The following is a 16,008-nucleotide window of genomic DNA, read 5'->3' on the forward strand; positions in this document are numbered from 1 at the left end:
TGCAACTTACCTATAACACCTGATACAAAATCCCATACAACTCCCTCACATAAAATGTAGGAAACAGCCACCATGCAGTATGACCAGGTACCGCCCCAACGGAAAAACCAAGTGTCTTTGCTATCTTTGAAGCGCGATACTGATGATAATCACTTGTTGCAATCGCTATATTCTTACTTAATCCTCTCTCTTCTATTATTTTTTTAGAAAATCTCAGATTTTCCCTCGTAGAAGTTGATTTATCTTCTTTTATAATTCTTGAAAAATGAATTCCTTTCTTTATCAGGTAGCGGTACATGCACTCCGCTTCACTGATTTTTTCTCCCTCGCCCATTCCACCGGATACAATACATTGTGAATCAGGATTTTCCTCTAAATAGATAAGAGCCGCATCTAACCTTTCCCGCAAAGAACGACTGGCATGTTCTCCATATACTTTACAGCCAAGTACAATGAGCGTTGCATTCTCCTTTGGCTTTTTTGTTGATGCCTTTACGATAAAAATGGTTTCGATAATTACAGTTATCACTACAACACTAACAACAGCTATTACAATACCAATCACACACTTTCCAAGAAAATTTTTTTGCAAATAAAATATTCCTTGCTGAAAATTCTTATAAAAAATGCCTCCAAGCAGCAAAATACCGCTAACTACTAATCCTGTAAGATTCCCAATATTTAAAATTCGGTGAGTGAATAATGGAATACTGAACCATATGAAAAAAACTGCACCAATTAGAATCGTTAAAATATGTATTATTTTCAATTTCTAAAAACCTGCCTTTCTTATCTTGTAAATTTTCAATTACATATCTGTTACATATCTATATCCGCTACACAAGATCTGATTACTTTTATAAGTATAGCATATTGAGATTTTCTTAGCTATGATTTATGTTTCTCTTCTTTTTCTGCTTTTTTACACTTCTTTAATCGGATGTACTCTCGAGTCTTTCTTGCACTTGATTTTGTGAGTACATTCGGCAAACAAGTTCAATCATATCAGGATACTTTTTTCAACTGTATAAAAATTCAATATAGAAAGTTCAAATTTATTTATTTTATATTGAACTTTTTCCTTCCGTGTGCTATACTCTGTCTAAATCTTACAAGCATACAACGCAAATTGAACTTTGCGCAATCATAAAAACAGAAAGGAGCAGCTAGATGATTCAAAAAGAAGTCTTCTCAGAGCGATTAAAAGCTGCCATGAAGAAACAAAACGTAAAGCAGATTGATCTTGTACGAGCGGCGCAGTCACAGGGTATCAAACTTGGAAAAAGTCATATAAGCCAGTATGTAAGCGGAAAAACAGTTCCAAGGACGGATATTTTATTGTTTTTGGCGAAAACATTACAAGTAGAAGAAAAATGGCTGATTGGTATATCGGATATGGAATCTGACACAGCCATTTCTGCCAATAAAAATAGAGATCTATTAGATAAGAACGATACTAGTAATACTATACAAACAACCTCTGCAGAAATTATCAGCAGGGACATTAGTAATAAAGAGGAAAGAACAATGCGTGAATTTAAGAAATCATCCAAATTAGATAATGTTTTATATGATGTAAGAGGACCAGTTGTTGATGAAGCTGCTCGTATGGAAGAGGCTGGGACACATGTTTTAAAATTAAATATTGGTAATCCGGCACCGTTCGGTTTCCGTACTCCTGATGAAGTAATTTATGATATGCGCCAGCAGTTAACAGACTGTGAAGGATATTCAAATGCAATGGGATTGTTTTCAGCAAGAAAAGCGATTATGCAGTATGCACAGTTAAAACATATTCCAAATGTGAATATCAATGATATCTACACTGGAAATGGTGTCAGTGAATTGATTAATCTTTGTATGTCAGCACTCCTTGATACAGGAGATGAAATCTTAATTCCTTCTCCGGATTATCCACTCTGGACTGCCTGTGCTACGTTAGCAGGTGGAAAAGCTGTTCATTACATTTGTGATGAGGAGTCAGAATGGTATCCGGATATTAATGATATCCGCAAAAAAATTAACGACCACACAAAGGCAATCGTTATTATCAATCCTAATAATCCCACAGGTGCACTCTATCCAAAAGAAGTGTTAGAACAGATTGTGCAGGTAGCAAGAGAACATCAGTTAATTATCTTTTCTGATGAGATTTATGACCGTCTTGTTATGGATGGCGAAAAACATATTTCCATTGCTTCTCTCGCACCGGATTTATTCTGTGTAACATTTAGTGGATTATCTAAATCCCATATGATTGCAGGCTTTCGTGTTGGCTGGATGATCTTAAGTGGAAATAAAGCTATGGCCAAAGACTATATCGAAGGTTTAAACATGCTCTCTAATATGCGTCTTTGTTCTAATGTTCCAGGCCAGTCCATCATACAGACAGCACTCGGCGGACATCAGAGCGTAGAAGACTATATTATGCCTGGCGGAAGAGTTTATGAACAAAGAGAATTCATTTACAAGGCTCTTACAGATATTCCGGGAATCAGCGCAGTAAAACCGAAAGCAGCTTTTTACATCTTCCCAAAGATCGATACGAAAAAGTTCAATATTGTGAACGATGAGCAATTCGTACTAGATCTGTTACGAGAAAAAAAGGTATTACTTATTCATGGTGGTGGATTCAACTGGAAACAGCCAGACCATTTTCGTGTTGTATATCTGCCACGAATCGAAGTATTAAAAAAAGCAACGACAGGTATGGCTGAATTTTTAAGCACGTATCATCAGTAAATTAGTAAGATAAGCTTTTCTCTTTTAAGTCTGACAGTGGCTGGATAAGGTTTCAATATAATTCAGCCACTGTCAGAAGACCATTTTTTAAATGATTTTAGTAATTCAGTATCTCTTTTCCTAATTCTTCGTCAGCATAGAGGATATCGATATATCCACCAAGTAATGCACCATGCAGTGCTTCTTTTTTTTCAAGTCCGGAAGCAACACCTATCTTACAGGGGATTTTCTTTAATTCTTCTAAAGTAAGACTGATACGTCTCCTTGAAAAGGAACTACTTACTGCTTCTCCGGATGCATTAAAAAAACAAGTGCATACATCTCCTACAGCTCCTTTTTTTTCTAATTCAACAAAATCTTCTTCTTTTAAAGAACCAGAATGATATAAAATAGTATTCCGACTTAAATTTCCTATACCAAAAAGGGCAATCTGGCAATCACGTCCTAAAGTAAGTGCAGCGGAAATATTTCTTTCTTGTTTTAACATATCAGCAATTTCTGCGGAATCTACTGCAACAGGCGCAGGAATTACATAAGCCTCTCCACATCCTGCCCGGGCAATCGCCTGTGACAAATCATCTGCTCCAACAGGAACAGACGTCAGATTTGTCTTTCCATTAAGCTGAACTACTTTTACATTCTTCACACCAAGATCTGAAATATAATTTGCAAAACTCTTCATTGTACGACCCCAGGCAGTTCCGATAATGCTTCCATCTTTTAAATAGGAAGATAAGTCCTTTGCTGCTGCCCTGCATACATCTTCCTGTACAGCAATTGACGTGCTTGACAGTTTAGGAACAAGAAATACTTTCTTTAACCCATATCGTTTTTGTAAAGAATCGGATAATTCTTCATTCGATAATACCGGATATTCTACAGTAATCTTAATATATCCCATCTCTTCTGCTTTTTTTAACATTCTGCTGACGGTAGATACCGAAATTCCCTCTTCCTGTGCAATGATCTTCTGATCCATATGCGATTCATAATATTTTTTTGCCACTCGAATTATTTTGATTATTTTATCATTCTTCATACGTTTCCCCCACATTTACCATTATTATAAAATACCAATAGGATAGTGTCAATCAATAGAAATCGAAAAAATGAAAATATTTGCAAAAATTAAATGTATAGAAATATAAACATAGAAATAATTGCATTTTTATTGACTTATATGAAAAATCCTGTTATACTTCAACAAGTAAGTGTTTATAACATTTTAAAACATTTGGTATGTTCCTAACCAGATTTTTTTACAGAATATCTTCTGTACAGATCAGGTTATTCAACATTTTCAGGAAAAGTTATCCTGAATTTCTTTCTCCCGAAGGTTCTTTCACTTCTGTTTATATTTCCCTACTCTACTACAGTTCCAAAAAGAAACTTTGGGAGAAGTTTAAGATTTAATCAATACTCCTCATTTATAGAAGGCAGAACCTTTTCGATGGAAATAAAAATATAACGATTCATGATAAGAATTGATTTCAGTTATGAAATATGATAGAATAAGTTTTACGGATTATGGCATTGTATTAAGCAATGCCATAATTTATGTCCAAAGAAAAGGAAAGTGAGAAAGGTATTATGAAAGAAAAAAAGAAAATGTCACTGGCAATGCAGATATTTATTGCATTGGTTCTGGCGATTGCTGCCGGACTTCTTTTGCAAAGATATGCGCAGTTTGCCGAAACGTATATCAAGCCATTTGGAACAATCTTCTTAAATCTACTTAAATTTATCGTTGTTCCTATCGTGCTGTTTTCCATCATGTGTGGAATCATCTCGATGCGCGATATTAAAAAAGTTGGGGCAATCGGTTTGAAAACAGTTGTTTACTATATGTGTACTACTGCTTTTGCTATTACTTTTGGTCTGATCGGCGGTAACTTATTTAAAAAATTATTTCCTGTAATTGCCACCACAGATCTATCTTATGAAATCGGAGAGAAAACATCCTTAATGGATACGATTGTAAATATTTTTCCTTCCAATTTTATTTCTCCAATGGTCGAAGCAAATATGCTTCAGGTTATTGTTATGGCAATATTAATCGGTTTTGCTATTATTCTTGTTGGGGACGAAAAGAATGACCGGATTATTACGGCTTGTAATGATTTAAATGATATATTTATGAAATGTATGGAAATGATTTTGAAATTATCTCCAGTCGGTGTGTTCTGTCTGCTTTGTCCAGTAGTTGCCGCGAATGGAGCAACGATTATTGGCTCTCTTGCCATGGTACTTTTAGCAGCTTATGTATGTTATGTTATTCATGCCGTTATTGTTTACTCGCTTGCTGTAAAAACACTCGGTGGAATCAGTCCGGTGACATTCTTTAAAGAAATGCTTCCAGCTATCATGTTTGCATTTTCAAGTGCGTCTTCTGTTGGAACACTTCCTATTAATATGGAGTGTACAGAAAAACTGGGAGTGTCTAAAGAGATTTCGTCTTTTATTCTCCCACTGGGTGCAACAATTAACATGGATGGTACTGCAATCTATCAAGGGGTATGTGCAATCTTCATCGCTTCTTGCTATGGAATTCATCTCACCCTTCCACAAATGCTTACGATCATTTTCACTGCTACTTTAGCGTCTATCGGTACAGCCGGTGTTCCTGGAGCAGGAATGGTTATGCTTGCGATGGTACTTACTTCGGTTGGACTTCCTGTTGACGGAATTGCTTTAGTTGCCGGAGTTGACCGTATCTTTGACATGGGACGTACAACGGTTAATATTACCGGAGATGCTTCTTGCTGCGTTGTTGTATCAAACCTTGAGAAAAAACGAGAAGCACGAAAACTTACAAAAAACTAATTTCAAGCATACCGGAATATTTTTGAAAAAATACAAAAAATAATAAATGCACATAGCGAATCTTCTATTGTTATTGCAAGAGAAAGTTATCTCTTTATTTTTCTTTGCACAAAAACTGATTCGACTATGTGCATTTTTTGTTATATCATATGCGATATAGCCGCCAACATTCTTATATTTTTAATCTACACAATGGTATTAACCGTTTATTTTCTAAAATTTAGTTCTTTGTTTCTATTATTCCACGAAAATCTCCCCAAAATCAGGCAAAAAAACTAATGAAATTATAAGTACAATCTATAAATAACCAGAAACCATGCTATTTCGCATTCTGTTTTACTATTTATAAATTGATTTTTAAGAAAAAATGGCACATCCTATGTAAATTATTTGTTTTACAGTATTTATCTAACATTTTTCAGAAGATATATGTTATTAATTGTAATATATTAATTAATATTAATTGATAAAAATGCATCTTGAAGTTTTTTTTGAGATGTTGTATGCTGTAGAAAAGGTTTTTGAGGCATTTTAAAGCTTTTAGGGGGAATATACCCTTATCAAAACTTAACAGTATTGATAACGTCTCAAAAACAACGAAAAATAGAGCTGTGAGTTTTATCAAAACTTATTATCAAAATTGGAGGATTATCAATGGTTTACGGATACTGCCGGGTATCAACGAAGGGACAGGCGAAAGACGGAAACAGTATAGAGGCACAAGAGGCGGCAGTAAGAGAAGCGGGTGCAGAAGAAATATATGCAGATGCATTTACAGGGACAAAGAAACACAGACCACAACTGGACAAGTTGCTAAAAGTGATACAAGATGGCGATAAAGTTGTTGTAACTAAGTTAGACAGAATTGCAAGAAGTGCCACGCAGGGAATCGCATTGATAGATACGATGCTTGATAAAGGAGTCACTGTACATATTTTAAATATGGGTATTATGGATAATACGCCTACCGGCAAGCTGATTCGAACAATTATGCTTGCCTTTGCTGAGTTTGAACGTGATATGATTGTTGAACGAACCCAGGAAGGAAAGGCGATTGCCAGACAAAAAGAAGATTTTAAAGAAGGAAGACCTCGAATCAGCAAGATAAAGATAGATCATGCCCTTTCTCTTTTAGAAGAAGGATATAGTTATAAACAAGTTGAGAGCATGACCGGGATCAGTACCGCTACACTTGCCAGAAGAAAAAGAGAACGGATTTTAGAAGAAGAATTTTAAGAAAATTGGAGGAATTTATTATGGCAAATTTTGCAATTGCAGCCGATGAAAATGTTATCGCCCGTGGCAATAAGCTTATAGAGGAATTACAAGAACCTGGAGAAAAAAAAGGAGTTACACTGAATCGTCTTTTTGATCTTGTATCCACCCATTTGCAGGAAGATCAATTAAAAAGAAGCGGCGTAGATACAGAGGCACTAGATGCTTCCATTACGAATATTCGTAATCTATTCACTGCCGCCCTCTCCGGAAAAGAAGAAATCCGGACAGAATATGAACGCCGTATGGCAGAACTTCGGGAAAAAAACGAAGAATTAGAAAAAAACTATAAGATTCAACTGGGGAAACTCATTACAGAGAAGGAAGAAGCTCTACGAAAATACAATGATCTAAAAGAATTGCAGGAAACCGCAGAATCTGCAAGAAAAGCTGCCGAAGAACAAACGGCCTCTGCTGTGAATCTTGCAAAAGAAAAAGATAAAACAAATATCATGCTGATGGAAAAGTTACGTATAGCAGAACAAAAAGCTAAAAATTATAATTCTTTAGAACAAAAAGTGACTTCTTTAAATCAGGAAGTTTCAAATCTGCAATTTAAAATAAAAGACTACGAAAAAAACGAACTTTTACATATTAAAGAGATAGAGCAGTTAAAAAAAGAAAAAGAGAATGATTCTTCTACTATCGAAAAGTTAAATCAGGAAAAACTGCATATGAAGGAAAATACACAAAAGGAGCTTTCCGAAAAAGAATCCCTTCTTACTACTCAGGAAAAGGAATTAAATACTTTACGTATTCAGCTTGCAGAACAGGTAAAAGATGCCGAGCTTATAAAAGAACGAGCTGTTATTGAAAAAGAAAGGGAAATGATTTCCAAAACAGAAGAACTTCGAAATACACTTGATATAATAAAAGAAGAAAAGTATAATTTACAACTTGAACTGAGTCGATTAAAAAAATAATTTATTTATTTCTATAACAAGAGGGATGCCTGCCGTTATGATTGATAATCTTATCTGCAGACATCCCTTAAAATCTTTCATTATCCCTACATTTATTATTTTTCATATAGCCAATTTCGTGTTATAATCGCTTAAGTAAAAAAAATGTAAACATAACAGGAAGTGATTTTATTTATGAAAAGAATTGATTTTGACAACGGAAAAATTACTACCAACATCTTTCAAGCAGCCATACCGATGTTAATTGCACAGATTTTAAGTCTTCTTTATAATATTGTAGATCGAATCTATATTGCAAGAATACCAGATATCGGAACAACTGCGCTTGGAGCGGTTGGTCTGTGTTTTCCAATTATCGTGATTATTACGGCTTTTAGCAACTTGTTTGGTAGTGGCGGTGCTCCTATCTTTGCAATTGAAAGAGGACGTAACGATACAAAAAGAGCAGGTATGATCATGAATACCTCCTTTTTTATGCTCACGATATGCTCGATTTTACTGATGTGTGTCGTTTTTTTATTTGCCAGGCCGATTCTTACAATATTTGGTGCATCTGACAATGCACTTATCTATGCCTATCCTTATATTATGATTTATCTGATTGGAACTTTTCCGTCAATGATCGCAACCGGAATGAATCCTTTTATTAATGCACAAGGATATGCAACAACAGGTATGATTTCTGTTATTATCGGAGCCATAGCCAATATTGTACTTGATCCTCTTTTTATCTTTGTATTTCATCTTGGTATACGTGGGGCTGCTATAGCAACCGTATTATCGCAATGCTTATCTGCTGGATTTGTATTCTATTTTCTTTCAAAAAAAGCAGAATACAAAATTCGATTACTACATAAAGAAGAAATTAAGAATTGCGGGAAAGATGCAAAAAATATCGTCAGTCTTGGAACAGCAGGATTTGTTATGCAGCTTACAAACAGCCTTGTGACGATTTGCTGCAATAATGTTCTTGCAGCAACAGGAGGAGATGTTTATGTATCAGTTATGACAATCATATCTAGTGTACGACAAATGATAGAAACCCCAATATGGTCTATTTCTGAAGGATCTTCTCCGATTATCAGTTATAATTATGGAGCAAAACGACCAAAAAAAGTAATCAAGGCATGGATCACTATGTCTGTTCTTGCTTTAATTTACAGTCTTATTGCCTGGGGAATCATTCTTCTTGCTCCAAAATTCTTAATTGGAATCTTTAGCTCGGATAAAAGTCTTATGATTGATACAATTCCTGCAATGAAGCTTTACTTTGCAGCCTTTATTTTTATGATTTTTCAATATACCGGACAGACAATGTTTAAATCTCTCAATAAGAAAAAACAGGCAATTTTTTTCTCCTTACTGCGTAAAGTCATCATTGTTGTACCATTGACATATTTACTTCCGTATGCTTGTCATATGGGATGTAACGGTGTTTTCATAGCAGAACCAGTATCCAATGTACTTGGCGGAAGCCTGTGCTTTATCGTCATGCTCGCTACTGTCCTTCCAGAATTAAAGAGAATGAATCCTGATTTGTAAGGCGAAACAGATGAAATCAGGATTTCTACCTGAGAAAAATAAGGGGATTGTCCCAAAGTCTGTGATTTTTATTCAAATGAAAATCTCCAGTTTGAATGTCAATCCTTTAAAATTTAATTCCATAGAAAGCCATAATATTCTGGAAAATTCCATTCTCACCAACTATGGATTTAGATTAGACAGCCGCTGTATTCAAGTCGAGCCGCTGCGAGACTTGGCGCGTGATTCTGGTCAGCGTAAGCTGACATATTCTTTACAGAATCACTGCGCATCCTCGCGGAGCGTTTATCTCAGTCGGAGATTGGACTCCCACTAAGACAAATTTGCTGTCACTCACCACCTGAAAGAGGTGGGAGTCTTCTCGACTGAGATAAAGCCTTTTGCTGAATTGGAAGGAAACTATGGCAAAGAAAAGAGAATTTTTATAAGTATTGCATTTGTGACTTTGTGTTGTGGAATTTTGACTCTGAAAACTTCGGACTTATTTTTCCGAAGTTTTCGTTTTTCGAGGCAAAATGAAACGTTTAGCGCAACGGAACAAAATCAAACTTATAAAAATTCTCTTTTCTTTAGAAATTTCAATACAATTCAGTTAAGTAATCCCTCTTCAGCAGTGTCGTCTACACCAAATCCATAAATCAATAATTAATGTCTTTGAGCTTTATTGCTGTAGACTTCACAAAATCTTGCGGCAAAAGACGGTTCTTCCCCACCGGCATAAAGATGAGACACATCCCCTACTTTTAAACCGCGAAAATAAGCAATGCCTTTTTTTCTTTCTTCTGTTACAAGCTCTGTAACAGATGTTGGAGCTAATGCGAGACTATTCCATAAAGTAAATGGAGAAACATTCCACAAATGCGAAAGGAGTACACCTATAAGACCGAAGTGACAGAAAAAGGTAATCGTTTTTGTATTTTCTTTTTCTACGCGATAATGACCATTTTCACGAACATACCCATGTTCTGCAAGAAGATTATCAAATTCTTGTATGATGTTATCATATACCTCGACCATATCAGAACACTGTGCTACAACGGAATCTCTCCATGCAGTTCTATCCATATATTCGTTATGTTCTGTCAGATGTTCTGGCATCATATCCCATACGATTCTTGGAAGATATCCTTTTTCGTTTTTCTTTACATCAGGATAAGCTTCCGCCAGTTCGGGGGCTTTATTTATATCTAATTGTGCAGGAAATTCCTGTAACCAAGATAAAGTTTCAGCTTCGCAGTTCACTGCCGCTAAACAGGGTTTTGCTGTACGCTGTGCTCTTCCTAATGGAGATATGTAACATTCTCCCATTTGAAGAGTAACCGCTCTCTTGGCTAAAAGATCGGCTTCTCTGCAGCCTTTTTCAGTTAATGTATCATTTAAGTAATCGGGATCCCCATGTCTTATAAATAAAATTCTCATTGTATGTATTCCTTTCTTATCTAATTAATATATGTAAAATTATGCAAATTCTATAATAGTTTCTATTAATTTTTGAGAGGCAACTGGCTTTGTCAAATGTCCATTCATACCTGCGTCACTACATTGCTGCATACATTCTTTAGATGCCTGTGCTGTCATTGCGATAATCGGAATGTTTTTTGCATCCGTACGTTTAGAAAGTCGAATAGCCAGACTTGCTTCAAGACCATCCATAACTGGCATCATAATATCCATTAAAATCATATCATAGGTATTTGGGGCAGATGCCAGAAATTTCTCTACGGCTTCTTTACCATTCCATGCCTTTTCAATTCGTGCTCCGTATTCCTGTAAATAAAATTCTGCTATTTCCATATTGAGGTCATTATCTTCCGCCAAAAGAATATGCATACAATCCAAACAGTTATTATTTAAACTGTTAACTTCGGAAGCAGTGTTGCCTTTTTTCATTGATTTTTCTGAAATGGATAATAGTGATTCTTTTGTATCAGGTAAAGAACTTTCTGGCTGATTTATTTTAAATGGAAGGCGGAAAATAAATGTTGTTCCTTTTCCTAAAATACTTTCTACTTCTATCGTTCCATTCATTGCTTCAATCAGCTGTCTGACAATGGACATACCCAGACCACTTCCTTTATAACGTGTTCGTGCATCCACCTGCTCCTGAGTAAAAATATCAAACAGTTCTTCCTTTACAAACTTTTCACTCATTCCAATTCCGCTGTCTTTTATTTTAAACTCAAACCAGGCTGTAGTTCCGTCAAAAGAAATTTCTTCTGCATACGTATCAATTGTACCACCAATTTTATTATATTTAATAGCATTGCTAAACAAGTTCACCATAATCTGACGTAGGCGTGTAGGGCTTCCAATCACCATCATATGGTCTAAATTTTTTCGATGCGCATGATGTGATAATTTCATTTCAAGAAGCTGTGCATTAACTAAAGAACACACTTCGTCAATAACCTGTAAGAGGTTAAAAGAAACTTCCTCTAACACAAGTCGTCCAGATTCTAATTTGCTCATATCAAGGACATCATCTGCAAGAGACATCAAATGTCCAGCAGAAAGTTGAATTTTATCAAGACATTCTTCCACCTTTTTTTCATTGTCTTTATTTTTACGGATTATATCGAGCATACCTATAATTCCGTTGATCGGAGTACGAATATCATGACTCATACGGTTAACAAACTCTGTTTTTGCACGACTTGCAGAATCTGCTTTTTCAAATGCAAGCTGCAGGCGCTCTTTTTCCTGCTGATCTTTTTCATGAAACACTGCTGTATTCTTAAATAAAATAATTCCATGCACTACCGTTGACTCTTTTTGAAGTTCACTGTCATAAACAGTATCTCTTGACATTAATACCGTTTTTTGAAGCCAGATTGGTTTACCATTAATATCTTTTTCACGATATTCTACTATTACCTGTTTTTCTCCTGTATGGAAACGTTCCAATAACTTTGCAGATGAGTCTACAATACGATAATTCTCTATGGTATCTTCTGTTATCAGCTCCTTGTGTTTTACACAATATTCATTATAAGAACATGGCAGACTTACTTTCATATTGAATTTTTGTAGACTATTTGAATGATAAAAAATATTTTCCAGACGATCATGCGTAAAATCCGCCGTACAAACTACTTCTGCCGTATCAAGTAATGCTTCTACATAATTTCCATTTTCAAGAATAATCTGTTTCATCTGCTCATAATACTGCGTTAATTGCAGCTTTTCATCCGCTGCTGCAATATTTTTGTCATGAAATACTTCAAATCCCAAGATAAAATGGTGTACGGCCCCATCACGACTGGCATCATAAAAAATAACAGTTAATCTTCCATGTAATGGGGAATCTCCCTTTCTATATTGATATGAAATTTCATGAACAAAATTTTTATTTGTAAGATGTTCTTTCAGATAATCAATCTGAAGCTGCGTCCATATAGTCTTTCGTGTAGAGTCAGTAGCCAGTTTACGAACAATTTGTTCTACCGCTCCGGAATAGCTTCCATTTTCTGCAAGAAAAAATTCACTACTGGCACGTAAAGTACGATACTTGTCCATAAATGCATCACAATAAAGGCAATCAGAAAAATGATATCCCATATCCTTTACCTTTGCTAATAAAGACTGGTTAATCCTTTTTTCTTCCGCTGCCTCTTCCATTTTGGCACGATTCTTATCAATATACATATTTTTATCGGCATAACGGAATAATTCCCTCATCGTAGCCTGCTCAAAATCCTGTGACAGGGCATAACCAACAGCATAACTGATCGGCATTTCCGGATGTTCCTTTGAATACGTTTCTGTTTGCTTCCGAATATTTAAAAGACATTTCTCTACATGAGCACGAGTAACCCCGTTTAAAACAACAATAAATTCATCACCACCATCGCGGCCTACAAAATACTCATCCGAGACAGCAATGCGAAGCTGTTTAGCAAAAGAATAAATATATTCGTCTCCTTTATCATGCCCCAGAGTATTGTTAATATTGCGAAGATTATTCAGATCAAACACACAAACTGCCACAGCATCTTCGGTAGTTAACAATTTCGGTTTATTAAGAATCTCCTCACATTTATTTTTATTCGGAAGACCAGTTGCCTCATCAAGATATACCTTACTTTGCAAAATGCGGTTTTGTGCTGCATAACGTAATGCCTTCACAAGCTCAATGGCAATGATAATAATAAGACCTCCAATATCAACGAAAACAATCTGCTCTAATCTGTTAAGAGCAGTTGCCTTCCTTTGAGAGTACGCTTCAGCAAGTCCGGTTGCCTCATCACATATATTAAAAAAAGTCTCGCTCATCTCAATAATATTTGTATTCTCATATCCTTTTTCACGAATGAGAAGAATCTCTTTACATAATTTTTCAAAATATCTGTTAAGTTCATTCATTTTAACTTGAAAAGCAGCATCATCCAATCGGACAAGTTTCAATTCATCACTGCCATAACGTAATCCTTTAATATAGGAAGAAACACTTTCAATCATCTCATCATGAGGCTGTCCGGCATTCTCAAGCTTTATAATACGCTGTGTTTTACCACGCACCAATCCCGCATAATTAACAACCCTTGCTGTCCCCTGAATCTGTCCTACCAGTAACATAATGCAAAAAAACAATATAATTAAAACTGTTGTTAAAAGAATCATACAGCTACGGGTAATATATGATAATTTCTTTGAATTTAAAACTTTTTTCATGTTTAAGCACTCCACAATCTTGCAATTTATTTTATACAAAACAATCCTATGGCTATTATATAGGTAGCCATAATATCTGTCAATTATAGTGAAGAAAGCTTTTTGAAAGAACTATTTATAATGGATATTCTAAAATATGGAAGTGAAAAAATATATAGACAAGTTCGTGACAACAGTGTATGATTTTTATTTATATGAAACAGATAATTATAATACATAACCAGAAAGGAACGATTACTTATGAAATTGTTGATTGATGATGCACATATTGACCTTATTAAAAAAATCTGCGATTACTATCCTGTAGATGGAGTAACAACAAATCCATCTATTTTAGCTAAAAGCGGAAGACAGCCGTTTGAAGTATTAAAAGAAATTCGTAGTTTTATTGGGAAAGATACAGAACTTCATGTGCAGGTTGTAGCGAAAAATGCGGAAGGTATGGTTGAAGATGCCCACCGCATCGTAAAAGAATTAGGAGCAAATACTTATGTAAAAGTTCCGTCTGTTCCAGAAGGCTTCAAAGCAATGAAAATTCTCGTTAAGGGAAATATCAATATCACAGCTACTGCTATTTACACCCCAATGCAGGCATTCCTCGCTGCTAAATGTGGCGCATCTTACGCAGCTCCATATGTAAATCGTATTGATAATATGGGATTCAATGGGATTCAGGTTACGAAACAAATCCATGATATTTTTAAAAATAATAATTTAAAAACAGAAGTTCTTGCTGCAAGCTTTAAAAATTCACAGCAGGTTCTTGAATTATGTGAATATGGAATCGGAGCTTCTACTATTGCTCCGGACATCATTGAAGGACTTGTTAAGAATCAGGCCATCACTTCCGCAGTTGATGATTTCATAAAAGACTTTGAAGCATTAACTGGAGAAGGAAAAACAATGAGTAATTATGATCTTTATTAAATAGAATATTGTAAGAAAATAAAAACTTCAAGTCATAGGAAATGTAAAGATAGTCGCGGCGTAGAAAATGCTTATTGGCATTTTTACTTGCTTCGACATTACCTTTCCTATGACCTGAAGTTTTATTTTCTCTTCTTAGCCACAACGATTTAATAACTCTCTTGCAGTTTTTTCATCTGTATAAAGAACATTCATAAATCCTCCACGGAGGGCACCTATCAATGCGTTTATTTTATTGATTCCAACAGCAATTGCAATTGCCCACTCCTTTTCTTTTAATTCCTCTAATCTGAAACCAACAACTCTATCATTTAATTCATTAAGGGCAATTGCACCATTTATATCAAAAAATCTTGATGCAATATCTCCAACCGCTTCTTTTTCTTCAAGTGCTAAGAAGTCTTCATCTTTTAAGTAGCCTACTTCATATAAAATAGAATCTTTCGATAATGCTCCAATACTGAAGATAGAAACTTCTGCTTTTTTTGCTAACGTAAGTACATTTTTAACCTGGGTTTCTTCCTGTAGTATATCAGAAGTAAGTTTTGAATCTACAATAGCTGGAACTGGAAACATATAACCGATTCCATGTCCGGCCATCGTAAGAGCATCTACGATTTGAGAAGCACCCGTACTACTTGCAGACTTTGCAACACCACCGTTTAATTGAACTACTTTGATATCTTTTGCTTTTAGTGGCTGTATTTGTTTTGCAAGGCAATTCAAAGTCTTTCCCCAGGAGACAGCAACAACAGTATGATCCTCAATATAATGATCAAGGTTATTTGCTAATGCCCTACAGGTATCTCTTAGATTAATTTCCTCATCATCTACCAGATTAGGACTTACAAAAATTTCTTTTAAATGAAAAATATTCTTCAACTTATCTTCCATTTCTTTTACGGATTCTATTGGTGCATCAATTGTTACTTTCACATATCCAAGATCTACTGCTTTTTGAAGCATACGACTTATGGTGGACTTAGAAACCCCTTCTTCTTGAGCGATTTCTAACTGTCCCATATGTAATTCGTAATATTTTTTTGCTACTCTTATAATTTGATATGATTTATTTGTATCCATATCGTATCCATATTCCTCTCTT

11 protein-coding genes are annotated in these 16,008 nt (G+C 35.2%); 6 read left to right on the forward strand and 5 right to left on the reverse strand.

The features are described 5' to 3' along the window. Window positions 1-10: 10 nt before the first annotated feature. Window positions 11-592, reverse strand: coding sequence for a YdcF family protein (locus tag EHLA_RS06890; protein WP_157908561.1), 582 nt, complete (start codon window positions 590-592; stop codon window positions 11-13). A 578-nt stretch (window positions 593-1,170) separates the two neighbouring features. Between EHLA_RS06890 and EHLA_RS06895 the strand changes: the two genes are divergently transcribed. Next, window positions 1,171-2,742, forward strand: coding sequence for an aminotransferase class I/II-fold pyridoxal phosphate-dependent enzyme (locus tag EHLA_RS06895; protein WP_096239975.1), 1,572 nt, complete (start codon window positions 1,171-1,173; stop codon window positions 2,740-2,742). Window positions 2,743-2,839: 97 nt separating this feature from the next. On the opposite strand, the gene EHLA_RS06900 is transcribed toward EHLA_RS06895, so the two are convergent. Beyond that, window positions 2,840-3,781: a sugar-binding transcriptional regulator gene (locus EHLA_RS06900; RefSeq protein WP_162290855.1), complete on the reverse strand. Its 942-nt coding sequence runs from the start codon at window positions 3,779-3,781 to the stop codon at window positions 2,840-2,842. Between the two features lie 551 nt (window positions 3,782-4,332). Between EHLA_RS06900 and EHLA_RS06905 the strand changes: the two genes are divergently transcribed. From EHLA_RS06905 to EHLA_RS06920, 4 genes are all read left to right on the forward strand, one after another. Continuing rightward, a complete protein-coding gene (locus EHLA_RS06905; RefSeq protein ID WP_096241582.1) occupies window positions 4,333-5,565 on the forward strand; it encodes a dicarboxylate/amino acid:cation symporter in 1,233 nt (410 codons plus the stop codon). Window positions 5,566-6,219: 654 nt separating this feature from the next. Next, window positions 6,220-6,801: a recombinase family protein gene (locus EHLA_RS06910; protein ID WP_021906609.1), complete on the forward strand. Its 582-nt coding sequence runs from the start codon at window positions 6,220-6,222 to the stop codon at window positions 6,799-6,801. A gap of 20 nt (window positions 6,802-6,821) precedes the next feature. After that, entirely contained in the window at window positions 6,822-7,763 is a 942-nt protein-coding gene (locus EHLA_RS06915) for a hypothetical protein (protein ID WP_096239979.1), read from the forward strand. A 174-nt stretch (window positions 7,764-7,937) separates the two neighbouring features. Next, window positions 7,938-9,305 carry an MATE family efflux transporter gene (locus tag EHLA_RS06920; protein ID WP_096239981.1) on the forward strand — a complete coding sequence of 456 codons (1,368 nt, stop codon included), beginning with the start codon at window positions 7,938-7,940 and terminating at the stop codon, window positions 9,303-9,305. 645 nt (window positions 9,306-9,950) lie between these two features. Here the strand turns inward: EHLA_RS06920 and EHLA_RS06925 are convergent. Both EHLA_RS06925 and EHLA_RS06930 read right to left on the reverse strand, forming a co-directional pair. Beyond that, window positions 9,951-10,724, reverse strand: coding sequence for a histidine phosphatase family protein (locus EHLA_RS06925; protein WP_096239983.1), 774 nt, complete (start codon window positions 10,722-10,724; stop codon window positions 9,951-9,953). Window positions 10,725-10,763: 39 nt separating this feature from the next. Beyond that, on the reverse strand, window positions 10,764-13,976 hold the full coding sequence (locus tag EHLA_RS06930) for a diguanylate cyclase domain-containing protein (RefSeq protein ID WP_096239985.1): 3,213 nt from the start codon (window positions 13,974-13,976) through the stop codon (window positions 10,764-10,766). A 240-nt stretch (window positions 13,977-14,216) separates the two neighbouring features. Here EHLA_RS06930 and EHLA_RS06935 point away from each other — a divergent pair, with 240 nt between their 5' ends. After that, window positions 14,217-14,903, forward strand: a complete 687-nt coding sequence (locus EHLA_RS06935) for a fructose-6-phosphate aldolase (RefSeq protein WP_096239987.1) — start codon at window positions 14,217-14,219, stop codon at window positions 14,901-14,903. 135 nt (window positions 14,904-15,038) lie between these two features. Here the strand turns inward: EHLA_RS06935 and EHLA_RS06940 are convergent, their stop codons facing one another. Beyond that, window positions 15,039-15,986 (reverse strand): sugar-binding transcriptional regulator, encoded by a 948-nt coding sequence (locus EHLA_RS06940; protein ID WP_021906603.1) that lies wholly within the window; start codon window positions 15,984-15,986, stop codon window positions 15,039-15,041. Between the last annotated feature and the right edge of the window lie 22 nt (window positions 15,987-16,008).

This window comes from Anaerobutyricum hallii, assembly GCF_900209925.1.
GTDB lineage: Bacteria > Bacillota > Clostridia > Lachnospirales > Lachnospiraceae > Anaerobutyricum > Anaerobutyricum soehngenii.